General features: G+C 66.0%; 14 protein-coding genes. 12 read left to right on the top strand and 2 right to left on the bottom strand.

Going from position 1 to position 17,102, the window contains the following annotated elements; all coding sequences use genetic code 11:
* Positions 1–56 precede the first annotated feature (56 nt).
* The 9 genes from KOI47_RS28995 (at position 57) to KOI47_RS28955 (ending at position 12,132) form a co-directional block, all read left to right on the top strand.
* Positions 57–1,967 carry a hypothetical protein gene (locus tag KOI47_RS28995; protein WP_232376332.1) on the top strand — a complete coding sequence of 637 codons (1,911 nt, stop codon included), beginning with the start codon at positions 57–59 and terminating at the stop codon, positions 1,965–1,967.
* Positions 1,964–3,184: a PrgI family protein gene (locus tag KOI47_RS28990; protein WP_216209790.1), complete on the top strand. Its 1,221-nt coding sequence runs from the start codon at positions 1,964–1,966 to the stop codon at positions 3,182–3,184. The genes KOI47_RS28995 and KOI47_RS28990 overlap by 4 nt, the downstream gene beginning before the upstream one ends.
* Positions 3,185–3,189: 5 nt before the next feature.
* Positions 3,190–5,100, top strand: coding sequence for a VirB4 family type IV secretion system protein (locus tag KOI47_RS28985; protein WP_216209788.1), 1,911 nt, complete (start codon positions 3,190–3,192; stop codon positions 5,098–5,100).
* A 65-nt stretch (positions 5,101–5,165) separates the two neighbouring features.
* Positions 5,166–5,435 (top strand): hypothetical protein, encoded by a 270-nt coding sequence (locus KOI47_RS28980; RefSeq protein ID WP_216209786.1) that lies wholly within the window; start codon positions 5,166–5,168, stop codon positions 5,433–5,435.
* 155 nt (positions 5,436–5,590) lie between these two features.
* Positions 5,591–6,445, top strand: coding sequence for a GP88 family protein (locus KOI47_RS28975; protein ID WP_269756672.1), 855 nt, complete (start codon positions 5,591–5,593; stop codon positions 6,443–6,445).
* A gap of 53 nt (positions 6,446–6,498) precedes the next feature.
* Positions 6,499–9,045, top strand: a complete 2,547-nt coding sequence (locus KOI47_RS28970; RefSeq protein WP_216209785.1) for a helicase HerA domain-containing protein — start codon at positions 6,499–6,501, stop codon at positions 9,043–9,045.
* Positions 9,046–9,176: 131 nt separating this feature from the next.
* The gene (locus KOI47_RS28965; RefSeq protein ID WP_216209783.1) at positions 9,177–10,241 is read left to right on the top strand and encodes a replication-relaxation family protein; all 1,065 of its coding nucleotides are present in this window, start codon (positions 9,177–9,179) and stop codon (positions 10,239–10,241) included.
* On the top strand, positions 10,238–11,212 hold the full coding sequence (locus KOI47_RS35975) for a lytic transglycosylase domain-containing protein (RefSeq protein ID WP_232376330.1): 975 nt from the start codon (positions 10,238–10,240) through the stop codon (positions 11,210–11,212). Before KOI47_RS28965 ends, KOI47_RS35975 begins: the two co-directional genes overlap by 4 nt.
* 128 nt (positions 11,213–11,340) lie before the next feature.
* Complete coding sequence (locus KOI47_RS28955) at positions 11,341–12,132, top strand: restriction endonuclease (protein ID WP_216209780.1); 792 nt, start codon at positions 11,341–11,343, stop codon at positions 12,130–12,132.
* A gap of 305 nt (positions 12,133–12,437) precedes the next feature.
* Here the strand turns inward: KOI47_RS28955 and KOI47_RS28950 are convergent, their stop codons facing one another.
* The gene (locus KOI47_RS28950; protein WP_216209778.1) at positions 12,438–13,424 is read right to left on the bottom strand and encodes a hypothetical protein; all 987 of its coding nucleotides are present in this window, start codon (positions 13,422–13,424) and stop codon (positions 12,438–12,440) included.
* 207 nt (positions 13,425–13,631) lie between these two features.
* On the opposite strand from KOI47_RS28950, the gene KOI47_RS28945 reads away from it, so the two are divergent.
* On the top strand, positions 13,632–13,937 hold the full coding sequence (locus tag KOI47_RS28945) for a hypothetical protein (protein ID WP_216209776.1): 306 nt from the start codon (positions 13,632–13,634) through the stop codon (positions 13,935–13,937).
* A 213-nt stretch (positions 13,938–14,150) separates the two neighbouring features.
* On the opposite strand, the gene KOI47_RS28940 is transcribed toward KOI47_RS28945, so the two are convergent.
* Positions 14,151–14,432 carry a hypothetical protein gene (locus KOI47_RS28940; RefSeq protein WP_216209774.1) on the bottom strand — a complete coding sequence of 94 codons (282 nt, stop codon included), beginning with the start codon at positions 14,430–14,432 and terminating at the stop codon, positions 14,151–14,153.
* A gap of 1,159 nt (positions 14,433–15,591) precedes the next feature.
* Between KOI47_RS28940 and KOI47_RS28935 the strand changes: the two genes are divergently transcribed.
* Together KOI47_RS28935 and KOI47_RS28930 are read left to right on the top strand one after the other, a co-directional pair.
* Complete coding sequence (locus KOI47_RS28935) at positions 15,592–16,143, top strand: PIN domain-containing protein (RefSeq protein ID WP_216209772.1); 552 nt, start codon at positions 15,592–15,594, stop codon at positions 16,141–16,143.
* A 142-nt stretch (positions 16,144–16,285) separates the two neighbouring features.
* Entirely contained in the window at positions 16,286–16,963 is a 678-nt protein-coding gene (locus KOI47_RS28930; protein ID WP_216209770.1) for a hypothetical protein, read from the top strand.
* Positions 16,964–17,102: the final 139 nt, after the last annotated feature.

Here is a 17,102-nt window from a genome sequence, read left to right as displayed (position 1 = left end):
GCCCGCACCGCCGGTCCGGCGGCCGGGTCGAGACTGCTGCCGCCGCGGACCGAGCGATGCTCTCCTCGGCCTCCGGCGCCAGCGCCGACCGGCCGCCGACCGGTCGGTCGCGGCGCTGGCGCGCGGGCTTGATGCTGGCGCTGAGCATCGTCGTGCTCCTGGCCGGCCTCCTCCTCACGGTGAGCGCCTCGGCGCAGCCGACCACACCGCAACCCGACCCTTGCTCAGGCCCTGATCCGCGGCCGATCCCCTGTGCTCCGGCTCCCACACCGCCCCTACCGGCGCCCCCAGCACCAACCACGCCTGCCCAGCCGTCGTCGCCAGCGCCGACCACGCCGTGCACCGGTGAGGACTGCATCCCGCAGCCGACCACACCGCCGCCGAACACCGACCCGCAGGAGCCCGGCACCGGCAGCGGCGAGGACGACTCGGACTGCGGCATCACCGACATCGGCGCCTGCATCACCGAGGCCATCAACTCGGCGTTCCGTAGCGTCGTCGACGCCGCCCTCTCACCGATCCTGGATCTGATCGGGCACACCGCGCTGTCCACGCCGACGATCAGCGACCTGCCCGGCATCGGTGAGTTGTGGAACAACTCGTGGGAGATCGTGGTCGCCGCCTACGGCCTGCTCATCCTCCTCGGCGGCATCGTCGTGATGGGGCACGAGAGCCTGCAGGGGCGCTACTCGATCAAGGAGATCGGCCCTCGGATCCCGATCGCATTCGTGGCCTCGGCGCTGTCGCTGTTCTTCGCCGACAAGCTCATCCGACTGGCCAACGGCCTGACCCTGGGCATCCTCGGCAACGGGGTGAACGCGCCCTCGCTGGGCAGCACCCTGGAGGAGGCGGTTGCGGGCATCGCCACCGGCGGGCTGTTCATCATCCTCGTCGGCCTCGTGCTCGTGGTACTGGGCCTGGGCCTCCTGGTCGTCTACGTGGTCCGGATCGTCATCACCCTCGTCTTGATCATCAGCGGGCCGCTGTTCCTGATGTTCCACGCGCTGCCGCACACCGACCCGCTAGCCCGCTGGTGGTGGAAGGCGCTCGTGGCGGTGCTCGGCATCCAGGTGGCCCAGGCGCTGGTGCTGATCACTGCGGTGCGCACGTTCCTGTCCGGCGGCGTGCATCTGTTCGGCTCGACGCTGTCCGCGCTCGGCACGCTGGTCGCCGCCATCGCGCTGTTCTTCATCCTGTTCAAGATCCCGTTCTGGTTGCTGAAGGCAGTCAAGGTCAGCTCGGGGCGCTCGCTCCTCGGCGGTCTCGTCCGTGCGTACATCGCGGCGAAGACCTTCGGCATGGTCGCCGGCAAGACCGGGGCGTTCGGCAAGACCGGCGCCGCCGGTGCCGCGAAGACCCGCGGGGGCAGTGGTGGGGGTGGCCGCGGTGGCGGTGCGTCGGCGAATCCGCCGTGGCCTGCGCAGCCGCGCCTCGCGCCGACCCCGGAGATGGTCAACAAGCGGCTCCAGGCCGCCCAGGACGCCGAGCGCACCCGCGCGGCCCGCCGGTCGCGGCTGCCCTCGCAGGCGCCGCAGTTCCTGCAGCCCACACCGCAAGACCCCACCCACGACCCCGCCGTCACCCCGGCGAACCAGGGACCAGCCATGCCTCCTGAGTTCAGTTCCGCACCCACGCCCGCCACGCCCACGCCACGGCGAGGGCAGCGGCCGGGATCGGCACCCCGATTCCAAGCCGCCGGGGAGCCGCGTCGACGCGGCGCCACCCCGCCACCGGCCCGCCCGATCCGCACCGCGTCGGTGCCCCCGCAACTGCAATTCCGACCTGCCACGCCGCCAGCGCCGCAGCCGTCCCCACCGGTCAGGCCGACGGGCCCGCCCGCAGCACCGACGTTCCGACAGGCGCAGCCCGAGCCCCGCATCGGCGACGCCTACCGGCGCACGCAGTCAGCTCCGCCGCCGATGTTCCGGGCACCGAAACCCGCCCCAGGAGGAGGTGAAGGGAAATGAGTCAGCCCGTCAGGATTCCCGCCGACGTCGATCGCGAGGACCGGGTAATCGGCCCGCTGACCGGTCGTCAGCTGCTCATCCTCGCGGTGACCGGGATCGTGCTGTACGGGACGTACACGATCACCAGCGAGCTTGTGCCCTTGGCCGTGTTCCTCATCGTCGCCATCCCGATCGGGGTGACCGCCGCGTTCCTCGCGCTGGGGCAGCGCGACGGCATCACCCTGGATCGGCTGGTCCTCGCAGCGCTGCGGCAGCGGATGAGCCCCCAGCACCGAGTAGCCGCGCCGGAAGGCATCCGTCCCGCCCCCGAGTGGCTGGGCCACGTCGCGAGCACCAACTCCAAGGGCAGCGACAAAGGCAAGAACAGCGCGGGCACCGCAGCGTCGACGGTGTCGCCGGCCGCGCTGCGGCTGCCCGCCGAGGCCGTCACCGACACCGGCGTCATCGACCTCGGCCGCGACGGCGTAGCCGTAGTCGCGGTCTGCTCCACGATCAACTTCGGGCTCCGCACCCCGGCCGAACAAGAGTCCCTCGTCGCCTCCTTCGGGCGGTACCTGCACTCGCTCACCGCGCCGGTGCAGGTCCTGGTCCGCGCCGAGCGACTGGACCTGTCCGGGCAAATCGCCGAGCTCCGCGACCAGGCCGGCGGCCTGCCGCACCCAGCACTGGAACAGGCGGCGCGCGAACACGCCGAGTACCTCGACCAGCTCGGCCGCGCCACCGACCTGCTGCGCCGCCAGGTCCTGCTGATCCTGCGCGAACCGCTACTCACCAGCAGCCCAACCGACGGGCTCGGCGGCGCCTCGCCGCTGGCGGCGTTGACCGCGAAACGCAAGGCCGCCAAGCGGGCCGTCTTGGTCGACGAGGCCACCCGCAGGGCTGCCGAAGCCCGGCTCGTGCGGCGGCTCGGCGAGGCGGTCGAGTTGCTCTCCCCGTCCGGGATCACAGTCACCCCACTGGATGCCGGGCAGGCCACCGCGGTGCTCGCCGCGGCGTGCAACCCGGACTCGCTGATCCCGCCGACCGCGTGGCTGGCCGGGGCGGACGAGGTCATCACCACCGCACCGGACGAAGGCTGGGACACCACCGCGTTCGGCCACTCGGTGTTCACTGCCGCCGACGAGTTCCCCGACGGCGAGGACGCCTGGGACGACGACTTCGACGACGCCGAGGACGCCGAGGACGCCGACGACTACGACAACCCAGCGAGGAGGTAGCGCCGATGAGAACCAAGGCCAAGCGCCGCGGCCAGAAGACACCGGTCGCGCAGCCGCCGCTCGGGCGGGCCGGCGCGTTCACCCCGGACGCCATTTCCGTGCGGCCCCGCGCGCTGGAAGTCGGAGGCGAATGGGTCGCCAGCTTCGCGGTTGTCGGCTACCCGCGCGAGGTGCACCCCGGTTGGTTGCAGCCGCTGCTGACCTACCCCGGACGCGTCGACGTCAGCCTGCACATCGAGCCGATCGACCCGGTCACCGCAGCGAACCGGCTCAAGAAGCAGCTGTCGAAACTGGAGTCCGGGCGGCGGCACACGAGCGAGAAGGGACGGCTGATCGACCCGCACGTCGAAGCGGCCACCGAGGACGCCTACGACCTGTCCGCACGGGTCGCCCGCGGCGAAGGCAAGCTCTACCGGCTCGGCCTGTACCTGACGGTGCACGCCCCCACCGAACAAGCCCTCAGTGACGAAGTCGCCGCTATCCGGTCGCTGGCGGCGTCGCTGCTACTGGACTGCAAACCCACCACCTACCGCAGCCTGCAAGGCTGGATCACCAGCCTGCCGATGGGCCTGGACCTGGTCGGCATGCGCCGCACCTTCGACACCTCGGCGTTGGGTGCCGCATTCCCGTTCACCTCGCCGGACCTGCCCCCACCCGATCCGACATCCGTGGGCGCGCCAACCGGCGTGCTCTACGGCTTCAACGTCGGAAGCCAGGGCTTGGTCCACCACGACCGGTTCGCGCTGGACAACCACAACTCGGTGATCCTCGGCCGCTCCGGCGCGGGCAAGAGCTACCTGGTGAAGTTGGAGTTGCTGCGCTCGCTGTACCGGGGGACCGAGATCCATGTCATCGACCCGGAGGACGAGTACGCCCGGCTGGCCGCCGCAGTCGGCGGCACCTACGTCCACGTCGGCGCCGAGCAGGTCCGCCTCAACCCCATGGACCTGCCGATCCACACCCGCCCCGACGGTCGTCGCACCGCGCCCCGCGACGCACTGATCCGTCGGTCGCTGTTCCTGCACACCGTCATCACGGTGCTATTGGGCAGCGAGCTCGCGGCGACCGAGCGGGCCGCGTTGGACCGGGCGATCACCGCGACCTACCAGCGCGTCGGCATCACATCAGACCCGCGGACCTGGACGCGCCCAGCGCCGCTGCTGGCCGACCTCGCCGAGGTGCTCGCCGACAGCGGCGACACGGCAGGCGTCGAGCTGGCGGCCCGGCTGCACCCGTACGTCACCGGTGCGTTCTCCGGGCTGTTCTCCGGCCCCACGACGACGCGACCAGAGGGGCATTTGGTCGTGTTCTCGCTGCGGGATCTCGCCGACGAACTCAAGCCCATCGGCACCCTGCTGACCCTGGACGCGGTATGGCGGCAGGTGAGCCATCCGGCCATCCGCAAGCCACGGCTGGTCGTCGTCGACGAAGCCTGGCTGCTCATGAAGGAGCCCGCCGGGGCCGAGTTCCTGTTCCGCATGGCCAAAGCCTCACGGAAGCAATGGGCCGGGCTCACCGTGGCCACCCAAGACACCGCCGACGTGCTGGGCTCAGACCTGGGTAAAGCAGTGGTCGCGAATGCCGCGACCCAGATCCTGCTACGGCAAGCCTCGCAGGCGATCGACGACATCACCCGAACCTTCGACCTCTCCATGGGCGAGCGACAGTTCCTGCTTTCCGCGGATCGGGGCCAGGGTCTCTTGTCGACCGGGACGCAGCGGGTGGCCTTCCAGTCCATCGCCTCACCGGTCGAGCACCACCTGGTCACGTCCAACCCCGCAGAACTCGCCGAGTATTCCGACACCTTGTCAGGAAACGAGAACTCCTTCGTCGAACTCGGCTCGGACGACACCACTGGAATCGCGGACTCGTTCGACGATGACGGCGCCTCGCAGATCGAACTCGACGCCGCATAGAACGACACCAAGTGATAACCCGCACCAAGGTAACCGTATCGATAAGCCTATTCAAGGAGTTCATCATGCAATCTCAACGAATAAACGGCAATTCTTCATCCGGCCGACGCGCGCTGGCACTCCTACTTCGCCTGGGACTGTTCATCATCCTGATCGCCGTTGTCGCACACTGGCCAATCCAGTCCCTTGTGGTCTATCTCGGCATTGTCGTCCTGGTGTCGATTGGTGCCGCCATCGAGATCTGGGAACACCGTCGAGATACCAGGAGCCTCAAGTTTGTGATCACGCTGACACCCGACGAATATTCCGATCACGACGTGCCTCGATCACGCTGACAACGCCCGTCCACTCCGCACGAAGTCGGAGTCTCGAACGTCTCCGACAGCGACACGGCTTCGCAGCGCAAACTCGACACCTCCCAGTCGCATCGCGACCCACACTTTCCTGCATTAGACCTGTCCATTGACGAATTTCACTAAAGGGGATAGTCATGTTGGCAATTAATCCTGATTCCGGAACCGTCTGTCGTCCTACCCGACTGCTCACCCAGAACAGCGAGATGAAGCAGATCGGCGTGTGGAACTGGTCGCTGCCCGCGTGGGCCGGCCGACTGGCCGATGGCCGAACCTACAACACATGTCCGTCGGCCGGAATCTGCGCCCAGGCGTGCTACGCCCGCCACGGCACCTACACATGGCCGGTCGTCCGCGCCAAACATCAAGCGAACCTGATGTTCGTCCTCGACGACCTGGACGGCTGGCAGACCGCCATGATCGCCGAACTCGGCGCGGCCAAATTCCACGGCGCCTGGATCAGAATTCATGACAGCGGCGATTTCTTCAGCGACGAGTACCTTCAGGCGTGGCTCCGCATCTTCCGTGCGCGTCCAGACGTCAACTTCTATGCATACACGAAAGAGGTCGACCGCTTTCGTCGCCTAACAGAACCGGACCCGCCTCCGAATTTCCTCTGGGTCTATTCCTACGGCGGGACACAGGATGCCGCGCTGAATCCCGCTGTCGACCGGGTGGCCGATGTGTTTCCCGACGAGGACTCGATCGCCGCAGCGGGGTGGGCCTCGCAGGAAGCCAGCGACCTGCTCGCAGTGCTCGGCCCGCGGCTGGTCGGGGTGCCAGCCAACCGCATTCCCGCCTACCTGAAGCGACTGGCCGGTCGCCGGTTCTCCGAATGGCAGGCCGAAGTCGACGCCGAACGCGCCACCCGTCGGGGCCGTCGGCATCTGCGCCTGGTCGCCGACAACACACGCCCCGACTCGGCCCAGCAGCCCGCCGCGACCGACCGCGCCCCGATCCAGGTCCAGGTCGATCAGCCGCGAGCGGCCTGACCCACCTCCGCAGTCCATGCCCTCTGTCGCCGTCTCCGTGGGGAGGTCCCCCAATGTCCTTGTCGATCACCGCCGTACCCGTTGCTTCCGTCGCCGCCCATCCGCACGCCGAACCGGCAGTGGATGTGCTCGCCTCACCGATGGGCGACTACCTGCGCGACCCGCTCGGTGCGTTCCAGAACCTGCTGGCCCACCTGCGCGACCTCGCCCTCACGTGGGGCCCGATCGTCGGGCCGGTGCTCGCGGTCGCCGTCACCGCCGCGGTCGTCGCACGGCGCCGGTGGCGCCGCCGCTACCACCAGCGCCTGGCTACCGATGCTCGGCTGGTGACCGTGCTGGCACCGCCCACGGTCGACCCGTCCGGGGCAATCACCGTGTGGTCCAACCTGGTTGGCCTGCTGCGGCCGGGGTGGCTGCGCCGCTTCGGCGGGCAGCCACATCTGGCCTTCGAGCTGACCTTCACCGACGACGGCGTGCAGATCCGGCTGTGGGTGCCCGGCCTCGTACCGCCCGGCATGGTCGAGCGCGCGATCGAGGCCGCCTGGCCCGGCGCACACACCCGCACCACCCCCGCCAAGCCCCCGATCCCGACCACCGCAGCGGCAGGCCGGCAGATCGAAGCGGTCGGCGGCGAGCTACGGCTGGCGCGCTCAGAGGCACTGCCGATCCGCACCGACCATCCGGCTGACCCGATCCGCGCGATGCTCGGCGCGCCAGTCGGGCTCGGCCCGCACGAACGAGCCTGCGTGCAGATCCTCGCCCGCCCGGTCGCCGGCCACCGGGTCACCAAGGCGCGCCGCGCGGCCCGGCGCGTGCACGCGGGGGGCTCGGTCCACCTGGTCGGCCGGCTGCTCGACGTCCTCACGCCCGGCAAGACCCCGAAGCCGTCCACCAGCACACGGACGTCGGGGCTGGATCGGCAGACCAGCCTGGAGTACGCCGCCCAAGACCGCGCGGTCGTGGAGAAGCTACGTGCCAACCAGTTCGAGACCCGCATCCGCTACGCCGTGGCCACCACCGTCCCCAAGGACGCCACCTCGGGCGAGGTCCAGGCGGTACGGGAGGTGCTGCGGGGCCGCAGCCACGCGATCGCCTCAGCGTTCGCCGCCTACTCCGAATACAACTATTACCACCGGGTCCGGCTGCGCCACGACCCGGTCGCCGTACTGGCCGAACGCCGGCTCGACAAGGGCGACCTGCTCTCGATCCCGGAGCTGGCCGCGATCGCGCACCTGCCGATCGACGAAGCCACCCCTGGCCTGCAGCGGGCCGGCGCGAAGGCCGTGCCGCCCCCGCCGGGCATCGCCACGACCGGCGAGCAGATCAAGCCGCTCGGGCTGTCGGACTCCGGGCACTCTCGTCCGGTCGGGCTGCACGTCGCCGACGCCCGCCACCACCTGCACATCCTCGGCGCCACCGGCTCCGGCAAGTCCGAGCTGATGGCCCGGATGATCCTCACCGACGCCGAAGCTGGCCGCGGCGTGGTCGTGGTCGACCCGAAAGGCGACCTCGTCTCGGACATCCTGATGCGTTTGCCCGAGGAACTCGGCGAGAAGGCCGTGCTGTTCGACGCCGACTCACGCGCCCGCCCGCCCGTGCTCAACCCCTTGGAAGGAGCGGACAAGGCCCGCGCGGTCGACAACCTCGTGTCGATCTTCTCCCGGATCTACGCCTCCTCGTGGGGGCCGCGCACCGACGACATCCTCCGCGCCGGGTTGCTCACCCTGACCGCGATGCCCGGCACGCCGACCTTGGTCGATCTGCCCAAACTGCTCACGGTGCCGGCGTTCCGAGCTCGGGCCTGCGGCCAGATCGACGACGACGTGCTCAAAGGCTTCTGGTCCTGGTACGATGACCTCTCCGAAGCCAGCCGCGCGCAAGTGACCGCGCCACTGATGAACAAAATCCGCGGCTTCCTCCTACGACCCTTCGTCCGCGCCGCCATCGCAGGCGGCACCTCCACCGTCGACATGGACGAAGTGCTCAACACCGGCGGCATCTGCCTGGTCCGGATCGCCCGCGACGCCCTGGGCATGGAAACCGCACGACTGGTCGGCTCGATCGTCGTCGCCCGCACCTGGCAAGCCGCCACCCGCCGAGCCCGCATCCCGCAGCGTCAACGTCGTGACTGCGGCTTGTACGTCGACGAGTGCCACAATTTTCTGAATTTGGCTTATCCACTCGAAGACATGTTGGCTGAGGCAAGGGGCTACCGCCTGTCGATGACCTTGGCGCATCAGTACCTCGGACAGCTACCGAACGAGCTCGAAGAGGGCATCAGCACCAACGCTCGGTCGAAGATCTTCTTTAACGCCAGTCCCGAAGACGCGAAGCGGCTGGCCCGGCACACCATGCCGCAGCTTTCTGATCACGACCTGTCTAACCTCGGTGTCTATCACGTCGCTGCACGACTCGTCCTGGGTGGCGAGGAAGCACCGCCGTTCACCGCGGTCACCGAGAAACTGCCGCCCGCGATTCCCGGACCCGCCAAGACAATCCGCAAAGCGGCCAGGGTCAACACCCGCCCGCCCGTCACCAGCATCGACAACACATCGGGCCAAGCCAGGCAGCCCACTACGGATCCACGCCGCGCGGCCTAGCTCGCCACTTTCGTTAACCCACAACGCATGCGGGACTCACGCACGCCACCACACGGCGTCGCAGGCCCGCATGCGCCCTTGCCTCACCACACCACTGCTGGCTCTACCGGCTACCTGGGAGGTGCCTCATCATGATTACGAATCCGACACCGCAGCGGGCGCTGCGCGGCCACATGCCCCAACGCCCCACGCCACGGGCAGCCACCACCGGGGAGCACCACGCCCACCTCGCCGGGCGACTCACCCTCCGGGACCGGTGGCTGGTCCGGATGCTGCACGAGCACAGGGTGTTCACCACCCAGCAACTCGTCGAGATGGCGTTCCCGACCACACGCGCGGCCAACCACCGCCTGCTCGACCTGTTCAAGTGGCGCGTGGTCGACCGGTTCCAACCGTTCGTGACCTCCGGCACCGCGCCGATGCACTACGTGCTCGACATCGCCGGAGCGGTCGCCCTGGCCTACGAAGACGGCCTCGACCCCAAGAAACTCGCCTACCGTCACGAGGACGCGATCGGCATCGCGCACTCGCTGCGCCTGGCCCACACCGTCGGCGTCAACGGCTTCTTCAGCACCCTCGTCGCGCTCAGCCGCCGCCCCTGCGCCCGCGGACGCCTGACCGCGTGGTGGTCCGAGCTGCGCTGCGGCCGGCACTTCGGCGACATGGCCCGCCCCGATGCCTACGGCCGCTGGCGCGAAGACGGCCACGAGATCGAGTTCTTCCTCGAATTCGACTTCGGCACCGAGGACCTCGGCACGCTCGCGAGCAAGCTCCATGGCTACGAAAGGCTCGCCACCACGACCGGAATCACCACACCCGTCCTCGTGTGGCTGCCCACCAACCGGCGTGAAACCTCCGCACGTCACGCACTGACCGACGCCCTGTCCCAACTGGACCGTCCCACGTTGGTGCCGGTGGCCACCAGCGCTGCGGACGTCGCGGGCGTGGCCGGTGAGAACAACCCCGCCGTCGCCCGGTGGCTCCCGATCTCTGGCCCATCCGCGCGACGGCCCGGCCGACTCCGGCTCGTCGAGCTCGCCCAACTCTGGCCCCACACCGACACGACGCAGACCACGCAGCCGTCGATACAGCCGTCGACCTCGACCACCAGCCAGCAAGCGCCCGCAGAACTCGCCGCTCCGGCACCACTCCCACCACGCCCACCGACCAGCCGCTTCCCGAGGGGTGAACCATGAAGATCGCCATCGCAGCTGTCGCGGCCATCATCGCCGTTCCCATCCTCATAGGCGGTATTGGCCAAGCCATCGTCAAGGCGATCTTCGGCAGCGGCAGCACCCAGCCCAGCCAGGAAGCACTTGCCGACATCCCCGCCGACTACCTCGCCCTCTACCAAGCGGCGGCCCCCGTGTGCCCCGGCCTGGACTGGTCCATCCTCGCCGCCATCGGCAAGATCGAAACCGACCACGGCCGCCTACGCGCGCCCGGCGTCCACAGCGGTGAGAACTTCGCCGGGGCCGGTGGCCCCATGCAGTTCCTCCAGCCCACCTTCGACGCCGTCGTCCGCAAGCACCCGATACCGCCCGGCGGAGCCGACCCACCCTCCCGCTACAACCCCCACGACGCCATCCACGCCGCCGCCGCATACCTCTGCGACAACGGCGCCCGCGACGGACGCGACCTGCGCGCCGCGATCTACGCCTACAACCACGCCAACTGGTACGTCGACAAAATCCTCACCCAAGCCCAGACATACCGCACCACCACACCCGCCGCAGCGCCTGGCCAACTTCGCACCGACTGGCCACCGCAACAGGCCACCATGCCCGACCCCACCAGCAACGGCCCCATCACACCCCGCACCCTCGCCCTCGTCCATGCCCTAAAGGTCGCCGACATGACCGGCACCGGGCTGGGCTGCTACGCCCACCGGCCCGCCAACCCCACCTCCGACCACCCCAAAGGCCGCGCCTGCGACATCATGTTCAACCCCCATGACCCCGCCTCGGTCGCCGATGGATGGCGCGTCGCGAACTGGCTCACCACCCGCCAAGCCACCCTCGCCGTGCGATACCTCATCTGGCATGGCCAATACTGGTCCGCCGACAACCCCACCTGGAGGCCCTACCACTCCCGCCCCTATGGCTGCCCCAATCCCACCAACCTCACCGGCTGCCACTACGATCACGTCCATATCTCCATCTACTGAACCGCCCCCACAACTGTCGAGCGGGCACCTAAATCGCCAGAAGCTGAGAGGGCACTCGCTTGCGCTGGCCGTCGTGTAAAATACGGCAAAAATGGGCGGATTAAGTTTTCAACAAGGAGGGGCTGGGCATGCCGAAACGTGGGGACATCTTCGAAGATTACGTCCAATTCGTATACCAAACTCTTCTCGGGGCACAAGGAAAGAACATTTCAGTTTCCCGACGAGCAACAGTTTACGATAATCGGGGAAATCCGTACAATATCGATGTCTTCTATGAGTTTGATGTGGCCGGCGTGCACCATCGAGTCGCTATAGAGTGCAAAGACACTCGTCGTCCAGTCGAGCGAGATGACGTGATCGCTTTTGTGGGTAAGATTCGTGATATGCCCAGCACAATCGGGATATTCATCTCAAACGGCGGATTTCAGGCAGCGGCGAAAAAGTACCTCGAAGATCATGGATTGTTGTACTACGACGGCGGAGAACTTCCCCATTTTGGCAGCGTTCTGGCATCGATGATATCGCCGATCGCGCTTCCTGCCGATTCAGCCGTCGGTCAACCTTTCTGGACACTGATGGAGTTCGAGAAAGGCGGCACCACCGGAACCTGGTGCCTAGTCCCTCATCCTGGCAATAAGTCATATGGCGTCTTCCCCCTATTTTACTCCAAGCCGCACGCCAAGCTGTTCCACAAAGTTGCATACGATGCGTCACCCAGCGTATGTGTTCGAGGAATTGAACAACCCGCTCTCAGATTTCTTATGCTATGCGCCGATCAAGAGGGCAAGAGTTTCGCAATATTGCAGCCCTTCGAGGAAGATGGACGACAGAAGTTTACATTTGAAGAATGGGACGCACGGGCACTCGCCAGCGAGTACTCGATAGACGATCTCACGCCACTCTTCGAGGGTTCGAAATGACAGGAGCGCAGAACAGAAACTGCATCACCTGACACGAGAAACCGTCAAGACTCTCGATCGTTTCGGCCGCAACTGGGAGCGATCTTTATACTTAACCGTTCACGGCTTATCGAACGACGGTTCTCGCCCTGCCGGCAGGTAGCGCGATGCCCCAGCACCGGACGTACCGAGCCAGCGCGTGAACACCCAACTTGACACCGATCACCCACATAAGTTGGCCTGTACATCGGCGCCGGTAAGATGGTGCACGCCCCGACGTTCGGACAGCCGGTCCAGGTCAGCAACTACCGCTGGTATGGGGATGACTATCTGGCGGCCTCGCGGCCGGCCGTCGATTCGCCCGCGCGTTTGTAGTTCTCCAGTCCCCTCTTCACCACCCGTAGGGCATCGCGGTTGAAGCCAGAGTCCAGTAGCCGGAACCGGTGTGAGGAAACTACTTCACCGCGATTGGTCAGTTCCCGGTAGTTGCGGATCCTCCCGTTGGGCCAGCGCTTCGGATCTGGAAGCCGTTCGACCAAGCGAAAGTCGGTGAGCGAACGGTGTGCTTCGTAGATGTCGCGCCGCAGTCCGTACAGTCTTTCGCGTGTACTGCCCGCGACGAAGACTCCATTTTCCTTGTGCTGGCTCGGAAACTGTGAAGCTAAGTCGGAAAACATGAGGTATGTCGCGATTTCAGCAGGCGAAAGGACATGTGCCCAGCCCTTGAGGAAGAAGTCAACTGGAACGCGGATAAGCCCAGGAAGACGAACGCGGGGCACAGTGTAGGGGAGGAAATCGTCTCCGCCGGACTCATGGCCGATCTCAAACGCCTCGAATCGACCATTCTGCGTAGTCCCTCCAGCCAGGCGTGCTAGATGTGCCGCCGCAAGGGTGCGTAACGCTGCCTTCACCTGCCTGAGCAGGTTGCCCTGTTCAGTCGTACGTTCGACCGAGTTTGCTGGGTCTGCATCCGCGACGGAGGCGACGAGGTCTAGCCAGCCGATCTCACCCCGCTCCGTCGCACGCAGTACACGGTTGTTGACAGGGTTAGTGCCGTACCTGTGCATGCATTGGGCCTCGAACAGCGCGACGAGGAAGGTCTGAAGAGCCACCCCCCGGGGCGTGATCAGTCGGGCGATTGGTGAGTGACCTGTCGCGTCGGCTTGCAGAAATTCCCGGCGGACAAGGATGTGCCGCGGCTTCAGCCCGGCTGAGTGCACCATGCGGCGCCGCGCACAGACGTGTTCGTGCTGCTTCTGCAGCCGTTCCAGGCGGGTTCGCCGCCTCTGCAGCCGTTCGATCTCGCGTGACACCCTGCTCAGCCTACAAGTTGGACCGGTTGGCCGCGACGCTTTGGCCCGCATTTACACACAGAGCGCCTGATAGTAGGTCAGGAACCTTGATGATCTATATGCGGGCCAAAGCGTCGACTACCTTGGGGTGCGCCGAGACTGTGCGGCACGTCAAGATTTGACCATCCCAACGACGGGACCCGATCCCACCAGCAAGGAGACGAGACAGTGGATGGCCTCTTTCAGCAGCGGCGGCTGGTCGACGTGCTGGTGACGGCACTTCCGCTACTGGTCTTGATCTTGGGCATCTTTACCATCAGTTTGGTCAGCCTCGCGCTATCAGCGTCGCGGCAACGAACTGCACTCAAGATCCTTGATTGCTTAGGTTCTCTCGTGATCAGCCTTGGAGGTCGATCGCCCACCGCCGATACAGGCAGCGATACGACGCTGCCGAGCGCATCCAGGACACGGATTGGGCGCCCGGTCAGCGAGGCGGCGGCGACTCCTTCGGGGCGCGATGAAACAACGCGGTGATGATCCCCGCAGCAGGTTCGGATGGAACGAGCTTGGAGCCGCGTGCCGACAGTAGTCAGGCAGCGTGTCATGCTCCGAAGTCGCTGCACCATCCGCTTCGGGCCGACAGTTCGAGCCGCCCGTCAGCCCCTGGCCGAATACGTGACTCACCGTGTTCGTCCGGTGATGGGAAGCGTTCAGACACGGTGCCGGACGTGCTCGTGGCGATTGCGCTCACGAATTATCGCCGGTGTCTGCGCCCTCCAGCAGCTTGTACACGTTGCTGCGTTGCATGCCGACTTCCTTGGAGATCCGCAACCGTGGAACCCTGGCTGCGTCGGCAGCGAGTACCGCCTCGCGCCGCTTCTTCCTGGCTTCGCGTTGCTTTTTCAGCAGGCCGTTGATCTTCTCTTCGAGCTTGGCCTGTTGTTCGCGAGCGTCCTCCAGCTCCTTCCTGATCTCTTCGACCTCGGCCCGGCAGGCGCGAAGTTGAAGGACTTCCTCGGGCTCGCTCATGCGGACGCCTCTCTCGCTCGCTGTCATCGAGCCATTGGCCGATGACGCTCCGTCTTCTCGGTATGTCTATCACGCATGTCTATCAGTCCTCCTGCTAGGACATACCCAGTGTGGTACCCACCGCTGGTCACCGTCGGTGGGGATGAACAGTTCAGTCGCAGTGCAGAACAGCTCATTGACATGGTCACGGAAAGCACGGAGGCGCTCGGTGAGGTTGTTCGCCAGGCGTGGCCGGCTGGCGGGCCGGAGTCGGTAGCCGAACAGGTGGGTGGGGTCGTCGTTGATCTGCAACAGGACTTCGACCGCCTGGTGGACGACGTCGAGCACGACCCAATCGGCCTCGTCACCGGTCAGCTTGCGGCCCTGAAGACCCGGCCGCGCAGTTTGTGGCGGGTCCGTCCGTCGGCTGCGATGGTGGTGAGGCGCAGTCCCTGGATAGTTCCAAGACTTCCATGTCGCGGCGCGTCTGAGCTCCCGGACCAATCTCGTCGCCGAAGGGCTGGAGTTGACGTCGATAGGACGCCAGGGTCGTCCTAGAGCGCATCGATGTCGAGCCCAAGCAGAACCGGCGTTACGGGGCTGGCGGCACCGCCTGCCACTGTTGCGGCGACCACCTGACGCCCGGCACGATGCAGTTGGTCGACCGATCCCTATCGGACGTCGTCAACTGGAGGCAGTTGCCAGAGCGCGAACGGGCGCAGCTCATCACGAGCGCGGTGCACGGGGTCGGTGCAGTCGGGTGGGTGTCTCACACGGTGGGGTGAAGATGGCCGCGCACCTTCGGTGGCGTCATACTTTCAGTATGATGTGCAGCGTCAAGCGGTACGCGTCTGCCAAGAGAGCCGACGAAGACTGCGGTCACTGCGCTGCTGGAATGCCTGGATAACACGCCTCCGCTCACCGACGATATTCGCTTTGCTAGTTACTGCCGCGCCGGGTAAGCCGACGCTCGGCGAGCGACTGGTCAACTGTTTCGCACGTTTGGCTGCAGATGTGGGCAGCGAGCACCTCGTGCTGCGCATCGGCGCATCCATCACCGAGGACGAGCACACCAGGGCGTTCTTTGACCGGCTAGGCTTCTCTTTGTTGCCTGACTCATCCGGCCGGCTGTGGCTCCAATTGAGAGGTGATATCGCAGTCTGCGGCTTATGCTCGTCTCATGTCCCGACGGCAGCTCATCACCGTGATGATCGACTCGAACGTCATCTGGAACGACTGGGCGCTTGAGCACCCGGCCTGGGACACCCTGCAGGTCTTCGTCGAGCATGGTCTCGTGCGCGTGTGCGTTCCCGAAGTGGTCATCCAAGAGGTGATCCGCGGATACAAACGCGAAACCAACGACCTGGTAGCCGGGTTGAACAACCTCAAGCTGTGGAAGCTGAGCAAGCTGCTGGGGCTGGACGTTCCGTCGACCATCAAGGACTTCAAGGCCAGTGTCGAGCCTCGCATCGACGCATACGGGCCGATGCTGCGAGCCCGCATCGATGAGCGGCAGTTCGTGATCGTGCCGGTGCCTCAAACTGATCAGCAGACGCTGCTCACTAGAGCGCTAGAGAACCGGAAACCCTTCGACGGTGAAGGCAAGAACGGTTACCGCGACGCCTTGATCTGGCACACCGTCCTAACTGGGCTTTGTCCGGTCGGCGGCGAGCCGGGCTCGAGTACCGCCGGTGCCCAGCGTCCCCGAAGTCGTGACCTGCGTGAACGCTGAACCGCGCACTCGGCACGAGACCGTGGCACGTCCACGTTTGCGCACGTCAGCGCAACCTAACAAAGCACTACTAAAGGTCTGCGAGCAGACCAACGGCACTACGAAGGTCGTGTTCATTACCCAGAACACTAGCGATTTCTGTGTGAAGAAGACGGGTGAACTGCTGCGCGAGTTGCGGGATGAAGTCGCACAGACTTGCTCGCCTCCAGTGGTGACCGCGCGGGATCTCGCGGCTGCCGTGGAGCACCTGGAGGTGGCTGAACAGCTCGACGCCGGGCTGGCACCTGACGAACTGCCGGTAGTCGAGCCGTCGCGCGAGCTGGTCATCGAGGCGGTGACTGAGGCGTGCTCTGCTCTCTCTGGTCATGAGACCCGGACTGGCGAGCGCGATGACCGATGGAGGGCTGATGCCGACTTCAGCGGCTTTCGCACGGTCATTGAGGACGAAGCCACTCTGCAAGACATCCAGCCAGACTTTTCCACGCTCGATTGGAAGATCGAAGGTCGAGACATCGACGGCCGCCCTGTGATGGACGTGTCGGTCACCGCACAGCTTCTCCTGGAAGGTATGGCCTTCAAGGCCGACTACTACGGCGAGAACGACCTCTCCATCGAGGTCTACGACGGCGACTGGAACAACCACTACATGTGGGTAGGGACGTATCACACTGCGCAACTGTCGCTCGCCATCTACCTCACACAGGACAGCTCGGCCCCTTACGAAGCTGAACTACTGGAGGCCGACGAGATCCTCCCCGACCTGGGGCACAACCCGACCGGCACAGATAAGCACATGAACCCGGCGAAGGTCTGTTTGTAGCCCGATTCTCCCGACCACCACCTGGCCGTGTCCACCACATGAGTCACCGGTAATGCACATCGCCTTCTGCTGAACTCCAGGTTTGCAACGACTCGGTAACGAGGGGGGTGGCGGCTTGGGGGTGTCCTTTCGTTCGGAG

This window comes from Amycolatopsis aidingensis, from assembly GCF_018885265.1.
Lineage (GTDB): Bacteria > Actinomycetota > Actinomycetes > Mycobacteriales > Pseudonocardiaceae > Amycolatopsis > Amycolatopsis aidingensis.
This window is presented reverse-complemented; position numbering and strand designations above follow the sequence as displayed.